The sequence below is a fragment of the Blastococcus sp. TML/M2B genome, assembly GCF_016612865.1.
Lineage (GTDB): Bacteria > Actinomycetota > Actinomycetes > Mycobacteriales > Geodermatophilaceae > Blastococcus.
In genome coordinates this window covers 473,878-489,398 of the sequence record NZ_JAENZZ010000002.1, presented here as the reverse complement: position 1 = coordinate 489,398, position 15,521 = coordinate 473,878, and the positions used below count along the sequence as shown (strand labels likewise).

Below are 15,521 nucleotides of genomic sequence, written 5' to 3'. Positions count from 1 at the left end.
CGCCTGCCACGATTCCGGGCATGTCCGCCGCAGGCCCGCACGACCCCAGCACCGCCGACCTGGGACGGCTCGTCGTCCGCTGCCCGGACCGGCCGGGCATCGTCCACCTGCTCAGCGGGGTGATGACCGAGCTGGGCGCGAACATCACCGAGTCCCAGCAGCACTCCTCCGACCCCAGCGGCGGCATCTTCACGCTGCGGCTGGAGTTCGTGCTCGCCGGGCTGGCGCAGCGCCGGGCCGAGCTGGAGGCGCGGCTGGCCGCGGTGGCGGGGGAGTGGCAGCTCACCTGGCGGCTGACCGAGGCGGCGCACCGGCCGACGGTCGCGGTCTTCGTCAGCAAGGCCGACCACGTGCTGCAGGAGCTGATCTACCGGGTGCGTGCCGGTGACCTGCGCGCCGACCTGGTCGCGGTGCTGTCCAACCACCCCGACCTCGCGCCGGTGGCCGCCGCGGCGGGCATCCCGTTCCACCACGTGCCGGTGACGCCGGCGACGAAGGCAAAGGCGGAGGCGCGCGCGCTCGAGCTGATCGGCGACGTCGACCTGGTCGTGCTGGCCCGCTACATGCAGATCGTGTCCGCGGACTTCTGCAGCCGGTTCCCCGAGCGGCTGATCAACATCCACCACAGCTTCCTGCCGGCGTTCGTCGGGGCGAACCCGTACCAGGCCGCGCACGACCGCGGGGTGAAGCTGATCGGGGCGACGGCGCACTACGTCACCCCCGAGCTCGACGCCGGGCCGATCATCGAGCAGGAGGTCGCGCGGGTCGACCACCGCGCGACGGTCGAGGACATGCGCCGCGTGGGCCGGTACGTCGAGCGGCAGGTGCTCGCCCAGGCCGTGACGTGGCACGTCGAGGACCGCGTGATCGGTCGAGGGCCCGCGGACGATCGTCTTCGCCTGACCCCGCCACGATCAGGGACCCTGATCATCGAGCGTCCTCCCTCACCGTGCACCACGAGGGAGGACGCTCGACGATCAGGTGGGCTGATCGTCGCGCGGGGTCGTGGGAGGCCACGCGTTCGCCATCGAGGGCGTGACGCACGGCGGGCCGGACGAGCAGGTCGTCGTCCCCCCGGTCACATCCGCGCCCGCCCGTCCGTCAGAGGGGCAGGAGCACGACGACGACCGGAGGGACAGCGATGAAGACCATGACCTGCCGACAGCTGGGTGGCCCCTGCGACCTGGAGCTGAGCGGGGCGACCGCCGACGAGGTCATCAAGGCCCAGGACCGGCACCTGCGCGAGGCCGTCGCGGCAGGGGACAGCGCGCACGAGGCCGCCCACGAGGAGATGAAGGCGCGCTGGCGGCGGCCGCTGCGCGCGATGGGCTGGTACCGCGACACGAAGAAGGCGTTCGCCGAGCAGCCCTCGCGCTGACGGGGCGTGGGGCGCGCGCGTCTCTCAGCCGGGCGCGCCCCGCCCCTCGGCCGCCGTGCCGCGACGCGGCCGGACGCCGGCGAGCAGCCCGGGGTCGGCGCGGAAGTCGATCCGGGTCACCACGCCGTCGGCGACGCTGATGTCGAAGACCACCCGCGGCTCGCCGCGCTGGAACCAGGCGGCAGCGGGCCGGTCGCCGACCAGCACCGGGCGCGCGCTGCGCGCGGCGCCGTCGAAGAACCCGGCGACCGCCTCGCGCCCGGCCAGGTGCGCGGGGGTGCCCAGCGCGACCGCGGCGGCATCCCCGGCGACGACGACGTCGGGGGCCAGCAGCCCCAGCAGGCGCCGCAGGTCCCCGCCCCGCGCCGCGGCCAGGAAGGCGTCGACCACCGCGGCGTCGGCCGACGCGTGCTCCGGCACCGGTGCGCCGACCTTGGCCCGCGCCCGGGAGGCCAGCTTGCGGGCCGCGGCCGGGGTGCACTCCAGCACCGCGGCGACGGTCGCGAAGTCGACGGCGAAGCTGTCGTGCAGCACGAACGCCACCCGCTCGGCCGGGGTGAGCCGATCCACGACCGCGTGCAGCGCCACGCCGACGGTGTCGGCGAGCACCACCTCGTCGGCCGGGTCGCCGGTCTCCCCGGCGTCGTCGCCGGCGAGCTCGGTGGGCTCGGGCACCCGTGCGCGCAGCCGGTCCAGGCACAGGCGGGTGGTGACGGTGGTCAACCAGCCGGGCAGGTTGGCGATCTCCCCGTCGGTGCCGTGCAGCCGCAGCCACGCCTGCTGGACGACGTCCTCGGCCTCGGCGTCGTCGGCCAGCACCCGCGCCGCGAGCCGCACCAGCCGGGGGCGCTCGGCCTCGAAGGCGGCGGTCCGCTCCTCGGGAGTCACGGGCGCGAGTCTGCCGCCTCCAGCAGCACCGCGGGGCGCCAGCCGCGCAGCGAGCTGACCACCGCCAGCTCCTCGGCCGATGCCAGGTCGGCGGGGGTGAGCCGGCGCTCGCGCAGCACACCGGCCTCCACCAGCCGGCCGCGCTCGACGCCGGGCAGGCACCCGGCCTCGACCGGCGGGGTGAACCAGCACCCGTCGAGGCGGACGGCGAGGTTGGCGATCGTGGTCTCGGTGACCTCCCCGCGCGAGGAGGTGAGGACGACGTCGTCGGCGGCGGGCCACCGGGCCGCCCGCTCGGTGTAGACGCCGCGCCGGGTGGTCTTGTGCCGGAGCCAGACGTCGTCGGCGTCGACCGGGACGTCGTCCACGGCGAGCCGGACCGGGCCGGCCACGGTGGGCGGGAGCGGTCCGGCCTCCACCGCGAGCGCGCCGTCCCGGTGCAGCAGGACCCGCACCCGGGCCGGCTCCGGGTCGGCGGCGACCTGGTCGAGCCTGCGGCGGAGCTCCGCCTCGTCGAGCGCGAACCCGGCCCAGGCCGCCGAGTCGGCCAGCCGGGCGACGTGCCGCTCGCCATTGCGGAGCCCGCCGCCGGGGAGCCGGGCCAGCGTCTCCAGCAGCGCGAACTCCTCGTAGGGCTCGGCGAGGATCGCGGCCTTGGCGAGCAGCTCGGCGTGCTCGGCGTCCGGGTCGGAGGACCAGGTGATGCCCCCACCGGTGCCGTACACCGCGGTGCCGGTGGCCCGCTCGACGGTGACCGTCCGGATCGCCACGGAGAACCGGGCGCGAAACGCCTCCCCGGGCGGCGCGACCACCCCGATCGCGCCGCAGTACACCCCGCGCGGCTCCGCCTCGAGCGCGCGGATGATCTCCATCGTCCGCCGCTTCGGGGCGCCGGTGACCGAGCCGGAGGGGAACAGCGCGCGGAACACGTCGACCAGCCCGACGTCGGCCCGCGGCCGCGCGGTCACGTCGGAGGTCAGCTGCCACACCGTCCCGTACCGCTCGGTGCGGAACAGCGCGGGGACGTCGACGCTGCCCACCTCGGCGACCACGCCCAGGTCGTTGCGCAGCAGGTCGACGATCATCAGGTTCTCGGCCCGCTCCTTGTCGCTGCCCAGCAGCCGGGCCCGGGCGGCGTCGTCCTCGGCGGGGGTGGCGCCGCGGCGCGCGGTGCCCTTCATCGGCCGGGTCCGCAGCTCGTCGCCGGTCCAGTCGAAGAAGAGCTCCGGGCTGGCGCTGGCGACGACGTGGCTGCCGAGGTCCAGGTACGCGGCCCAGGACCCGCGCTGGGCGTGCGCGAGGTCGGCGTACAGCTGCTCGAGGTCCCCGGTCACGGGCGCGTGCATCCGCACGGTCAGGTTCACCTGGTAGGCGTCCCCGGCGGCGATCGCCTCCCGGACGGCGGCGACGGCGTCCCGGTACCCGGCCGGTGTCCAGCCCGGCCGCCACGGACCGGCGGTGTACCCGCGGGCGCGGCCCGGTGGGGGCGCGATCGGCGGGGGCGTGGTGGCGTGCCCCGTGAGCCCGAACACCGCCAGCGGGAGGGTTACGCCGGGCGCCCGGTCGGGGACGGCGCAGCCGGGATCCAGGCCGGCGGCCGCCTCGTAGGCGAGGTAGCCGAAGGCCCACGCGCCGGCGGCGGTCGCCCGCTCCACCTCGGCGAGGACGGGCACGACCTCGGCGGCCTCGCGGGCGACGAGCACCCGGTCGGCGCCCGGGAAGGCGAGCGCGGTGCCGGCGACCAGGTCGTCGAACCGCCCGTGCACGCCGGTGGTCAGCGCGGCGCCGCCCAGGGGGAGGTCACTCGCCGCCACGGGGGTGCTTGCGGTCCTGGTCGGCCAGGAACCGCTCGAACTCCGCGCCGATCTCCTCGGCCGTGGGCACCGCGCCCTCGGTGCTCAGCAGGTCGCTGTTCTCCCGCGCGGTGGTGAAGGCGTCGTACTGCTGCTCGAGCGCCGCCACGACCGCGGTGTTCTCCGTGGACCGGCCGATCTGCTCGTCGACCTCGGTGCGGTGCGCCTCGGCGGCCTCGCGCAGCGACTCCGTCGGCACGTGCAGGCCGGTGAGCTGCTCGAGGTGCTCGAGCAGGGTGAGGCTGGCGGCCGGGTAGGTGGCCTGGGAGAGGTAGTGCGGCACGTGCGCGGCCACGCCGAGCGCGTCGACCCCGGCCTCGCCGAGCCGGAGCTCGAGCAGTGCGGCGACGCTGCCGGGGATGCGCATCTCGCCCCAGTAGATCGGGTACTGCGCGATCAGCGCGCGGCGCGTGGCGTGCGCGGTGACGGTGACCGGGCGGGTGTGCGGCACCGGCATGGGGATCGCCTGGAGCGCCACCACGGTGCTCACCCCGAGCCGCTCGACCAGGTGCGAGACGGCGGCGACGAAGCGCTCCCACTGGTAGTCCGGCTCGGTGCCGTGCAGCAGCAGGAACGGCGTCCCGCCGTCGTCCTCGACCGCGTAGAGCTGGATCTCCGGTGCCAGGAAGGCCTCGTAGCGGTCACCGCTGAAGGTGACCCGCGGCCGGTGCGCCCGGTAGTCGACCAGGGCGTCGGCGTCGAACCGCGCGATCGCCTCGTGCGGCAGGCCGGCGAGCAGGTGGGAACCGGCCAGGGCGCCGGCGGAGGCGGCGTCGAAGTCGCCGCCGATGTCGTGGACGAGCACCAGCCCCGGCCGGCGAGCCGGGTCGCCGGCGAGGAAGCGATCAGCACCGGGGAGGAGCTCGACGAGGTCCTCGGGTCGCTGGGTCACGGGGGTGGTCCTCTCGACGGGAACGGCAGCTTGCTGGTGCAGCCCTGCGGGCGACCGGTGCATTCCCGGCGCCCGGCCGGGTCAGCCCGAGGTGGCGGGCCCGGCGGGCGGCTGGACGCCGGGAGGCGCCGGCTCGTCCTCGAGCTCGGTGCCGTGCTGGTCGCCCTCGAGGCTGGCCCGGGTGCCGTCGGCCATCACCTCGGGGTGCCGGCCGTCCAGCTCGTCGCGGAGGTAGCGGTAGACCACGGCGATGAGCGCGGCGACCGGGACGGCGAGGAAGGCGCCGATGATGCCCGACAGGCTGCCCCCCGCGGTGACCGCGAGGATCACCACGCCGGCGTGCAGGTTGAACCCGCGCCCCTGGATGATCGGCTGGAGGACGTTGCCCTCGATCTGCTGCACGATCAGCACGATGATCAGCACGATCAGCGCCGTCGTGAAGCCCTGGTCGACCAGCGCGATGAGCACGGCGAAGGCGCCGGCGACGAAGGCGCCGATGATCGGGATGAACGCGCCGAAGAACGTGAGGATCGCCAGCGGGAGGACCAGGGGGACGTCGAGGACCCACAGGCCGATCCCGATGAGGAAGGCGTCGACGAAGCCGACGAGCGCCTGCTGGCGGATGAACTCCGACAGCGTCGACCAGGTCTTGTAGGAGAGCGCCGCGACGTGCCGGGCGGCGCGCGGCCCGGTCTGCGCCGACAGCCACGGCACCCAGCGGGTGCCGTCCTTGAGGAAGAAGAAGCAGAGGACCAGCGCCAGCACCAGGTTGATCAGCCCGTTGCCGACGGCGGAGACGCCGGTCACCGCGTACCCGGCGATGTTCTGCGCGTTGCCCTGGATGGAGTTGATCGCCGAGTCGACGGCGTCGCCGATCTGGTCCTCGCCGAGCCTGAACGGCGGGCCCTGGAGCCACTCCTGGACGTCCTGCAGGCCGGCGCTGGCCTGGTCGGCCAGCTCGGTCACCTGGTCGGCGATCGACGGCGCGATCGCGGCGATGAGCGCGCCGAAGAGGCCGAGGAAGGTCAGCAGCACGACGGCGGCGGCGAGCGCGGCCGGGATGCCGTGGTTGCGGAGGAACCGCGTGGGCGGCCACAGCACGGTGGCGATGAGCAGGCCCAGGACGATCGGCAGCAGGATCACCCAGAGCTTGCCCAGGACGTAGCCCAGGACGACGACGGCGGCGACGATCAGCAGGAACTGGGCCGCGACGGTGGCCAGCGTGCGGGAGGCCGCCTGCAGGCGGGGGCCGCGGCCCTCGTCGGGCGCCGGGGCCTGCGTGTCGGGTTCACCGGTGACGGCATCGGTGACCGGGGCCGCGGTGACACCCGAGGCGTGCGGGTGCGGGGCGGGCTGCGCGCGGGAGCGGGCGCGGCCGGGGCGGACCCCTCGCGGGGGGCGAGCTTCAGACCGGGCAGGCGCAACCTCATGGCAGTGATCAGAGCACACGTCGCCGACCGCGACCGGCCGGACGGCGGTTGTCACACCCGCGTCGTAGCGTCGGGTCATGCCGAGGACCGCCACAGCCGACCGCGTCGACCGCGACGCCCTCCTGGAGTTCCTGCGCCCGCGCCACCGGGCGGTGCTGCTGACCCACCGCCGCGAGGCCGGCGTGCAGCTCTCGCCGGTGAGCTGCGGGGTCGACGGCGAGGGGCGCATCGTGGTCTCCACGTACCCGCAGCGCGCGAAGACGGCGAACGCCCGTCGCACGCCGGCGGTCTCGCTCTGCGTGCTCTCCGACGACTTCGACGGCCCGTGGGTGCAGGTGGACGGCGAGGCCGAGGTGCTCGACCTGCCGGAGGCGCTGGAGCCGCTCGTCGACTACTACCGCGCCATCAGCGGCGAGCACCCCGACTGGGACGACTACCGCGCGGCCATGGTCCGGCAGGGCAAGTCGCTGCTGCGGATCACGCCCACCGGCTGGGGGCCGATCGCGACCGGCGGTTTCCCGCCGGAGATCGTCGACAAGCTCTGACCCTTGCATCTGGCGGTGAAAGCTGTCAGGCTTGCCCGGTGCCGTACGTGCTCACCGTGGACCAGCAGGGCAGCCGACGCGGCCCCGACCGGGTCGCCGGCGTGCTGACCCGGCTCGAGGGCGCCGTGCCGGTGCTGCTCGGCTTCGAGCGCACGGCCGGTGACGAGTTCCAGGGCGTGGTCGAGGAGCCCGACGTCGCCGTCGACGTCGTCGTCGACCTGCTGCGTGACGGCGGCTGGAGCATCGGCGTCGGCGCGGGCCCGGTGCAGACGCCGCTCCCGGCCAGCACCCGGGCCGCTACAGGCCCGGCCTTCCTCGCCGCGCGCCGGGCGGTCGACGCGGCCAAGCAGCGCCCCGGCCGGCTCGCGGTCCGCGGCGCCTCGGCCCCCGACGCCGAGGACGCGCAGGCGGTGCTGAGCGCGCTGGCCGCGGTGGTCGAGAAGCGCAGCGCCCAGGCGTGGGAGGCCATCGCCCTGGTCGAGGACGGCCGCACCCAGGCCGAGGCCGCCGCCGAGCTCGGCATCTCCCGGCAGGCGGTGGGGCAGCGCCTCGCGGCCGGGCTGTGGGAACTGGAACGCGAGCTGCGGCCCACCGCCGCGCGGCTGCTCGCGCGGGCGGCGGGATGACCGCCCTCGCCCTCGTGCTGCTGGGCGTCACCGCGGTCGCCGGGCTGGGCCTGGTCCTGGTCGGCGGCCGCCCGGTGCCACAGCTGCGCGCGCTGGTCGTGACGGCGCTGCTGGCCGGCACCGCCGCGGCGGCCTGGGCCGCCGGCGAGGGGTCCGACGCCGTCGTGGGCACCGCGACCGTCCTGGCGGTGCTCGCCTCGGTCACCGGCGGGGGGCCCGTGGCCACCGGCGTGCTGCACGCCGCCGACCCGGCCGCGGTCGGGGTGGGCGGCGGTGCGCAGGACCCGGAGTTGCTGCGCGGGGGTGCCTGGATCGGCGTCCTCGAGCGGGCCGCGATCACCGGCACCCTGCTGGCCGGCTGGCCGGAGGGGCTCGCCGTCGTCCTCGCCGTCAAGGGCCTCGGCCGCTTCGACGAGCTGCGCACGCCGGCCGCCGCCGAGCGCTTCATCGTGGGCACGCTGGCCAGTGCCCTGTGGGCCGCCGCCTGCGCGGGCGTCGTCGTCCTGCTGCGCGGCTGAGGCGCGATCCGGCCGACCGCCGGCGGCACGCCGAGCGGGGGAGCGGCCCCGCGACGAGAATGGCGGCCATCCCGTCGTCGTCAGGAGGCACCGTGACCGAGTCGTCCACCGGGGGCGCGATCCGCAACCCCGAGCTGCTGGGCGTCTACTGCAACGACCACCTGGCCGCGGCCACCGGCGGCATCGAGCTGGTGACCCGGATGCTCGGCCGCTGGCGGGGTACCCCGTACGAGCAGCCGCTCGAGCGGCTGCTCGACGAGCTCCGCGAGGAGCGTGCCGGCCTGCGCACGACGATGTCCTCGATCGGGGTGCCGATCCGCCAGTACAAGCAGCTGGCCACCTGGATCGGCGAGAAGCTCACGCGGATCAAGCTCAACGGGCGGGTGCTCTCCCGGTCCCCGCTGAGCGACGTCGTCGAGTTCGAGTTCATCGCCACCGCGGTGCTGGCCAAGCGGGCCGGCTTCGAGAGCCTGCGGGAGGTCGCCGAGGTGGACCGGCGGATCGACGCCGCGCTGTTCGACCGGCTGATCGACCAGGCCGACGAGCAGCACGCCTGGCTGGCCGAGGCCCGCCGCGAGGTCGCCGCCGACGTCTTCGGTGGCCGGCCGCAGGCGGCCAGCGAGGCGGCCGACACCTGAGCCGGCGCACCGGCGGACCCCGGAACGCACGCAGACCCGTGGTCCACCCCCGGAGGGGCGGGCCACGGGTCTCCGTGGGTGCGGTGCGCGCTACTGGGACTGGGTGCCCGTCCGCAGCGAGCGGAACGGGACGTCCTTCGACGCGTCGGGCTCGCGGGGGAGGCCGAGCACCCGCTCACCGATGATGTTGTGCTGGACCTCGTCGGACCCGCCGTAGATCGAGGGGGCGGGAGCGCCGAGGAACTGCAGCGCGAGGGCGCCGTTGAGCGGGCCGTCCTCGCCGGCCAGCATGCCCGACGGGCCGGCGATCTCCATGCCGACGTCGCGCGACATCCGGGTGATGCGCGAGACCATCAGCTTGCCCAGCGACGCCTCGGGACCGGGGCGGCCACCCGCCTCGACCGCGGCGCGCGCACGGAGCGTGTTCCAGCGGTTGAGCGAGGTGAGCGCGTGCACGCGGGCGATGCCCTGCCGGACGGCCGGGTCCTGGTCGCGGCCCATGGACTTGGCCATCTTCGCCAGCGCCTCGCCGTTGCGGACCATCATCATGGCCGGCACGCGGCCCCCGGTGGCGGCCTTGCGCTGGGACTCGATGAACTCGCCGACGGACTGCTCGAGCAGCTGCGCCGAGCGGCGGCCGGCGGGCGCGGACAGCGGGAACCCGAGAGAACCGCCGCCACCGAGGCCGACGCGCTCGTTGGCCAGCGTCGTCCGGGCGACGTTCCAGCCGTTGTTGAGGCCACCGATGATGTTCTCGGCGCTGACGCGGGCGTCGGTGAGGAAGACCTCGGCGAAGTGCGCCTCGCCGGTGATCTGGCGCAGCGGGCGGACCTCGATGCCCGGCTGGTCCATCTCGATGGCGAAGTAGGTGATGCCGGCGTGCTTGACGGCGTCGGGGTCGGTGCGGGCGATCAGCATGCCGACGTCCGAGCCCATGGCGCCCGACGTCCACACCTTCTGGCCGTTGACGACGTACTCGTCGCCGTCCAGCTCGGCGCGCGTCTGCAGCGAGGCGAGGTCGGAACCGGCGCCCGGCTCGCTGAACAGCTGGCACCAGGCGTCCTCGCCGACGAGGATCCGGCGGATGTAGGCCTGGCGCTGCTCGTCGGTGCCGTGCGAGATGATCGTCGGCGCGGCGAGCATGCGGGACAGCCCGGCCGGCGGCCCGACCGCGCCGACCTTCTTGAACTCGTCGTAGGCGACGGCGGCGAGGTCGTTGGTCAGCCCCTTGCCGAACCACTGCGCGGGCCACTGGGGAACCGCCCAGCCGGAGTCCGCCAGGACACCCAGCCACTCCTGGAGGGACACCGAAGGGTCCCAGTGCTCGTCGATGAAAGCCTTGACGGCGCGGCGGACGTCGTTCGGGTCGTCCAGTCGCTCGGCCGTGGTGTCGGTGGCCATACGCACTCCTTCGGGCGCTCGGGTTCGGACCGAACCTAGTGGTCGCCCGGAAAAGTGCAAGGCTCTAACTAATCGTCGTGCCCGCCACCCGCACCGGCACCGGGAACGCCCTCCGGGGAACACTCGGGACCGCCACCGTCCGTCATCCGCCCGCACCCGCCGGGCGCCGTCCCCAGGAGGCGACGTGCCCGAGCCGCTCGAGACCGGGCCGGTGCGGTCCTGCCCGTCGTGGCGGGGCGGTGAGGGCACCACCCCGCCGGTGCTGGCCGTCATCGCCGAGGAGCTGCTCGACGAGGATCTCGCCGCGCTCGCCGACGAGGTGGTGCAGCGGCTGCGCGCCGACGAGCCGTCCTACCGACGGCTGGCCGCCGGGGAGCTCGCCGACGACGTGACCGCGCACCTCGAGGGAACGCTGGGCCGGATCGCCGGTGTCCCGTCGGCGACCGGGGCCACCGGTCCGGCCGCGATCGGCCGCCGCCGGGCCGAGTGCGGCATCCCACTGACCGTCGCGCTGCGCGGGCTCGGGGTGGGCGCATCGATCGTCTGGCGCGAGCTGGCGGCGCGCGCCGCCGCGCGACCGGCGGAGGACATGACCGCGGCCCTGCACCAGTCGGCCGACCTCTGGGCGGTGCTCGACGAGCAGTGCCGGGCGCTGGTCACGGGGTACGACGAGGGGCTCGTCGCGCTGACCGAAGCCGACCGCGAGCGCCGGCGGCTGCTGCTCGACGCGCTGGTCGACGGGCGCATGGGGGAGTGGGCCCGGCTGGGCGGGACCCTCACCCTCCTCGGGCTGCCCGAGGAGGGGCCCTACGTCGCCGTCTCCGCCGAACGGGACGCCACCGGTGCCCCGGGGCTGGCCGGAGTGGAGGACTTCCTCGCCGGGCACGGCGTGCGCTCGACGTGGCGGACCACGGTGGACGGCACCGTCGGCATCGTCGCGATCGGGGAGTGGCGCACCGTCACCTCCATCCGCGAGCTGCTCGGCACCCTGGCCAGGGGCCGGGTCGGGCTGAGCCGTTCCTACGCCGACGCCCTGCAGACCTCGGTCGCCGTGGCGCGGGCGATGGTGGCGCGCCGGTGCCTGCCGGCCGGTGCCGTCGGCGTCACCGCGATCGACGACGACCCGGTCGCCGCGCTGCTCGCCTCGTCGGTCGAGACCTCGACGGAAGTGTCCCGCCTGCTGCTCGGCGCGGTCATGGAGCTGCCCGACGCGGAGCAGCAGACGCTGCTGGCGACGCTCGCCACGTGGCTGGCCACCAACGGGAACTCCACCGAGACCGGACGGCTGCTCTTCTGCCACCGCAACACGGTGCGCAACAGGCTGGCCCGCCTCGAGCAGCTCAGCGGCCAGTCCCTGGAGGACCCACGCAGCGTGGCCCGGCTGTTCGTCGCGGTCGAGGCACTGCGGCTGCTCGACCCCTCGGTGCTCGGCGACGTCGGCGGCACCTGACCGGCGGCTCCCTCGACCGGCCCGTGCCACGGCCCCGTTGTGCGGTCCGCATAGCCGAACCCCCCGTGACAGTGGCGTGACGGCTAGTGATGCCCCTCACTGTGCTGGAGGACACTTCGGCGCAGCGCGGTCAGCGCGCGCACACCAGGGGAACTGCCGCTCGCGCGCCACGAGCCCCGGTGCCGCCGACGTCGAGGGGTGAGCAATGCGCAGTCAACTGCAGCGGGCGGGGAGGTGGCGCCGCTCGGGTCGCGCCATCGTCTCCGCAGGGATCGTCGGCCTCCTGATGGCGACGGCCGCCTGCGGTTCCGACGACGGGGGTGGCGACGGGGAGGCCGAGGGTGCGGTGGTCGACGCCTCGGACGCCGGTGACCCGGTCGACGGCGGCGAGATCACCGTCGGCCTGGAGGCCGAGACCAACAGCTGGCTCCCCGGCGTGGCCAACTTCGGCAACCCCGGCTACAACGTCGCCTACGCCATCTACGACGCGCTGATGAAGCGGACGCCCGACGGCGAGGTCAAGCCGTACCTGGCCGAGTCGATGGAGCCGAACGCCGACCTGACCCAGTGGACGCTGAAGCTCCGTCCCGAGGTGCAGTTCCACGACGGGACGCCGCTGGACGCGCAGGCGCTGAAGACGGTCTGGGACACCTACCTGGTCGCGCCGGGCTCGAACCTGGCGGCCAACCTGGCGGAGGTGCAGTCGCTCGACGTCGTCGACGACCTCACCGTCACCTACACCCTGAGGGCGCCCAACGCGGCGTTCCCGGACCTGCTCACCGACGCGGCCGGCTGGCCCTTCTCCCCGACCGCCGCGGCGGCCGCGGGTCCGGACGCGGGCTCCAGCCCGGTCGGCACCGGGCCGTTCAGGTTCGTGAGCTGGCAGCGGGACAGCCAGCTGGTCGTCGAGAAGAACGAGGACTACTGGCAGCCGGGCCTACCGCACCTGGACAAGATCACTTTCCGGCCGATCCCCGACGAGGACACCCGCCTCTCGAGCCTGCAGAGCGGTGACATCGACGCTCTGCAGTCGCTGCGGCAGAGCACGGTCTCCCGCGCGCGGGACATCGACGGCGTCGACAACTACGAGTTCCTGGGCAACAACAGCGGTGGGTCGAACATCAACACCGCCAAGCCGCCGTTCGACGACCTCCGGGTGCGCAGGGCCCTCGCCCTGGCCCTCGACCAGGAGGCGCTGATCGAGGTGCTGGGCGGCACCGGGCTCACCCCGCCGTCGACCCAGTTCTTCGGCCCGGAGGACCCGTTTTACTCGGAGAAGGCGGCCGAGGCCTGGCCGACGAACCGGCCCGACGAGGCGCAGGAGCTGTACGACGAGTACAAGAACGACCCGCAGCGCTCCGACGGCAAGGCGGTCGGCGAGGACATCTCCTTCACCTACACCTGCCCGCCCGACCCGAGCCTGAACGAGTTGTCCCAGCTCTACCAGTCCTTCTGGAACGCGCTGGGCATGCAGGTCGAGCTGGAGCAGGTGGAGCAGGCGGCCTACACCTCGCAGGTCGTCGCCGGGGACTACGACGCAGGCTGCACCCGGCACGGGGCCGCGCGGGACCCGTACTACGTCTTCCAGCGCGCCTTCACCGAGGGCGTGCCCAACGTGACGAAGTTCCAGGACCCGCGGATCGAGGAGGCCCTGGACACCATGCGCGGCTCGACCGACATCGAGGAGCGCAAGGCGGCGGCCGAGGAGATCAGCCTCGTGATCGCCGAACAGGTGCCCGTCACCTTCACCGGCGGCACGCTGACGGTCGTGGCGGTCCGGGACGTGGTGAAGAACGTCGACGGCTGGGTCTTCCCCGACGGCGGGAAGGGCAACGGCACCCCGGACGGCACCGCGATGTGGGGCCACGTCTGGACAGTCGAGTAGTCCCTCCGATCGGACGACGGCCCGGGCGGATTCCCGCCCGGGCCGCCGTGCTGCGCGCCGACTAGCACACCGACCCCGCTGTGCGGATCGCCGGGTGTCACCCTCAGTGACGGTGGCGAGCCGCCCAATGACTCTCCGCATGTCCGCGGGGAGACTGCGACCAGGCGCTTCGTGCGCCCGCGCCTCGACGTGCCCGCTCCCGGGTCCTGCGTCGCGGTGCCACACGCAACTGGTCTAGGGGTACAACACATGCAACGACACCGGCGCCCGATGAGGTGCCCGTGGAAGCGCGCGCTCGTGGCCGCGGGCCTGGCAGGTCTCCTGCTGGGGACCGCAGCCTGCGGTGGGGGCGAATCGGACGACACCGACGCCGAGGCCGGCGCGGTCACCGACGTCGGCGAGGCCGGGGACCCGGTCGAGGGCGGCGAGCTCACCGTCGGCCTGGAGGCCGAGACCAACAGTTGGCTGCCGAGCGAGGGCACCTTCAACCAGCCGGGGACGAACGTCGCCTACGCGATCTACGACCCGCTGATGCACCGCACCGAGGACGGCTCGGTCGAGCCCTACCTCGCCGAGACGATGGAGCCCAACGCCGAGCTCACCGAGTGGACGCTCACGCTGCGTCCCGGCGTGCAGTTCCACGACGGCACCCCGCTGAACGCCCAGGCGCTCAAGACTGTCTTCGACGACTACCTGACCGCCCCCGACTCGCGCCTGGCCGCCAGCCTCGCGCAGGTCACCGCCCTGGACGTGGTGGACGACCTCACCGTCGTGTACCGGCTGTCCGGGCCGAACTCGGCGTTCCCGGACGAGCTCGTCACGGCCGCCGGCTGGCCGTTCTCGCCGACCGCGGCGGCCGCCGCGGGCGCCGACGCCGGCGCCAACCCCGTGGGCACCGGCCCGTTCCGCTTCGTCTCCTGGCAACGCGACAGCAACCTGGTCGTCGAGAAGAACGAGAACTACTGGCAGGAGGGTCTCCCGCACCTGGACAAGATCACCTTCCGGCCGATCCCGGACGAGGACACCCGTCTGTCCAGCCTGCAGACCGGTGACATCGACGTCCTGCAGTCCCTGCGGCAGAGCACCGTGGTGAAGGCGCGCGAGCTCGACGGCGTCAGCAACTACGAACACCTGGGCAGCAACTCCGGTGCCATGACGATGAACACCAGCAAGCCGCCGTTCGACGACGTCCGCGTCCGCCGGGCCATGGCCTACGCCATGGATCAGGAGGCGCTGATCGAGGTCCTCGGTGGCGCCGGCGTCACCCCGCCGCAGACGCAGTTCTTCAGCCCGGACAGCCCGTACTACTCGGAGGCCCTCGAGGAGAGCTACCCGAAGTACGACCCGGAGAAGGCCCAGGAGCTCTAACGACGAGTACGTGAACGACGCCGACCGCTCCGACGGCAAGGCGGTCGGCGAGCCGATCTCCTTCACCTTCCAGTGCCCGCCGGACCCGAGCCTCAACGAGCTCTCGCAGCTATACCAGGCATTCTTCAGCGCACTGGGTGCCGAGGTCGAGCTCCAGCAGACCGAGCAGGCCGCCTGGATCCAGGACATGCTCGCCCGTGACTACGAGGCCGGCTGCACCCGCGTGGGTGCCGACCGCGACCCGTACATCGTGTTCAGCCAGGCCTTCCAGGAGAACCCGCTGAACATGACTGCCTTCCAGAGCCCGCAGATCGACGAGCAGCTGGAGATCCTGAAGACGACGACCGACATCGACGCGCGCAAGGCGGCCGTCGAGGCCATCGGCGAAGTGATCAACGAGAACGTGCCCAACACCTTCACCGCCGGCACCCTGACGGTCATGGCCACCCGCGACGCGGTGAAGAACCTCGACGGCTGGGTCTTCCCGGACGGCACGGCGGGGAACGGTGCCAGCAACTCGCAGGTCATGTGGGGACACGTGTGGGTCACCGACTGATCTGACGCTCCGCACCACGCAGCGGCCCGGGCGGGATCCTCGCCCGGGCCGCTGTGCAGGTCCCGGAGCTGCACGGACAGGGCAACGGCTGTG

At 74.0% G+C, this 15,521-nt stretch carries 15 protein-coding genes; 10 read left to right on the top strand and 5 right to left on the bottom strand.

The features are described from left to right. Positions 1 to 20: 20 nt before the first annotated feature. Positions 21 to 1,145: a formyltetrahydrofolate deformylase gene (purU, locus tag JKP75_RS10920; RefSeq protein ID WP_200493073.1), complete on the top strand. Its 1,125-nt coding sequence runs from the start codon at positions 21 to 23 to the stop codon at positions 1,143 to 1,145. Positions 1,146 to 1,150: 5 nt separating this feature from the next. Next, complete coding sequence (locus tag JKP75_RS10915; protein ID WP_200493072.1) at positions 1,151 to 1,378, top strand: hypothetical protein; 228 nt, start codon at positions 1,151 to 1,153, stop codon at positions 1,376 to 1,378. A 24-nt stretch (positions 1,379 to 1,402) separates the two neighbouring features. Here the strand turns inward: JKP75_RS10915 and JKP75_RS10910 are convergent, their stop codons facing one another. The 4 genes from JKP75_RS10910 to JKP75_RS10895 all read right to left on the bottom strand — a co-directional run bounded on the left by JKP75_RS10910 (position 1,403) and on the right by JKP75_RS10895 (position 6,496). Then, complete coding sequence (locus JKP75_RS10910; protein ID WP_200493071.1) at positions 1,403 to 2,266, bottom strand: sigma-70 family RNA polymerase sigma factor; 864 nt, start codon at positions 2,264 to 2,266, stop codon at positions 1,403 to 1,405. Further along, positions 2,263 to 4,080 (bottom strand): aminodeoxychorismate synthase component I, encoded by a 1,818-nt coding sequence (pabB, locus tag JKP75_RS10905; RefSeq protein ID WP_309229753.1) that lies wholly within the window; start codon positions 4,078 to 4,080, stop codon positions 2,263 to 2,265. Before pabB ends, JKP75_RS10910 begins: the two co-directional genes overlap by 4 nt. Then, positions 4,067 to 5,011, bottom strand: a complete 945-nt coding sequence (locus tag JKP75_RS10900) for a proteasome assembly chaperone family protein (RefSeq protein ID WP_200491173.1) — start codon at positions 5,009 to 5,011, stop codon at positions 4,067 to 4,069. Before JKP75_RS10900 ends, pabB begins: the two co-directional genes overlap by 14 nt. Positions 5,012 to 5,092: 81 nt before the next feature. Continuing rightward, on the bottom strand, positions 5,093 to 6,496 hold the full coding sequence (locus JKP75_RS10895) for an AI-2E family transporter (RefSeq protein ID WP_309229752.1): 1,404 nt from the start codon (positions 6,494 to 6,496) through the stop codon (positions 5,093 to 5,095). 22 nt (positions 6,497 to 6,518) lie between these two features. Here JKP75_RS10895 and JKP75_RS10890 point away from each other — a divergent pair, with 22 nt between their 5' ends. The 4 genes from JKP75_RS10890 (at position 6,519) to JKP75_RS10875 (ending at position 8,768) form a co-directional block, all read left to right on the top strand. Continuing rightward, positions 6,519 to 6,986: a PPOX class F420-dependent oxidoreductase gene (locus JKP75_RS10890; protein WP_200491175.1), complete on the top strand. Its 468-nt coding sequence runs from the start codon at positions 6,519 to 6,521 to the stop codon at positions 6,984 to 6,986. A gap of 38 nt (positions 6,987 to 7,024) precedes the next feature. Beyond that, positions 7,025 to 7,612 carry a hypothetical protein gene (locus tag JKP75_RS10885; protein ID WP_200491176.1) on the top strand — a complete coding sequence of 196 codons (588 nt, stop codon included), beginning with the start codon at positions 7,025 to 7,027 and terminating at the stop codon, positions 7,610 to 7,612. Beyond that, complete coding sequence (locus tag JKP75_RS10880; RefSeq protein WP_200491177.1) at positions 7,609 to 8,130, top strand: hypothetical protein; 522 nt, start codon at positions 7,609 to 7,611, stop codon at positions 8,128 to 8,130. Before JKP75_RS10885 ends, JKP75_RS10880 begins: the two co-directional genes overlap by 4 nt. Before the next feature lie 92 nt (positions 8,131 to 8,222). Further along, entirely contained in the window at positions 8,223 to 8,768 is a 546-nt protein-coding gene (locus JKP75_RS10875) for a hypothetical protein (RefSeq protein WP_200491178.1), read from the top strand. A gap of 90 nt (positions 8,769 to 8,858) precedes the next feature. Here the strand turns inward: JKP75_RS10875 and JKP75_RS10870 are convergent, their stop codons facing one another. Then, a complete protein-coding gene (locus JKP75_RS10870) occupies positions 8,859 to 10,169 on the bottom strand; it encodes an acyl-CoA dehydrogenase family protein (protein WP_200491179.1) in 1,311 nt (436 codons plus the stop codon). 184 nt (positions 10,170 to 10,353) lie between these two features. On the opposite strand from JKP75_RS10870, the gene JKP75_RS23890 reads away from it, so the two are divergent. The 4 genes from JKP75_RS23890 to JKP75_RS10850 all read left to right on the top strand — a co-directional run bounded on the left by JKP75_RS23890 (position 10,354) and on the right by JKP75_RS10850 (position 15,428). Next, entirely contained in the window at positions 10,354 to 11,619 is a 1,266-nt protein-coding gene (locus tag JKP75_RS23890) for a CdaR family transcriptional regulator (RefSeq protein ID WP_200491180.1), read from the top strand. Positions 11,620 to 11,905: 286 nt separating this feature from the next. Beyond that, entirely contained in the window at positions 11,906 to 13,504 is a 1,599-nt protein-coding gene (locus JKP75_RS10860) for an ABC transporter substrate-binding protein (protein ID WP_200491181.1), read from the top strand. Between the two features lie 270 nt (positions 13,505 to 13,774). After that, positions 13,775 to 14,872, top strand: coding sequence for an ABC transporter substrate-binding protein (locus JKP75_RS10855; protein ID WP_200493069.1), 1,098 nt, complete (start codon positions 13,775 to 13,777; stop codon positions 14,870 to 14,872). Positions 14,873 to 14,882: 10 nt separating this feature from the next. After that, positions 14,883 to 15,428, top strand: a complete 546-nt coding sequence (locus JKP75_RS10850) for a hypothetical protein (protein ID WP_200493068.1) — start codon at positions 14,883 to 14,885, stop codon at positions 15,426 to 15,428. Positions 15,429 to 15,521: the final 93 nt, after the last annotated feature.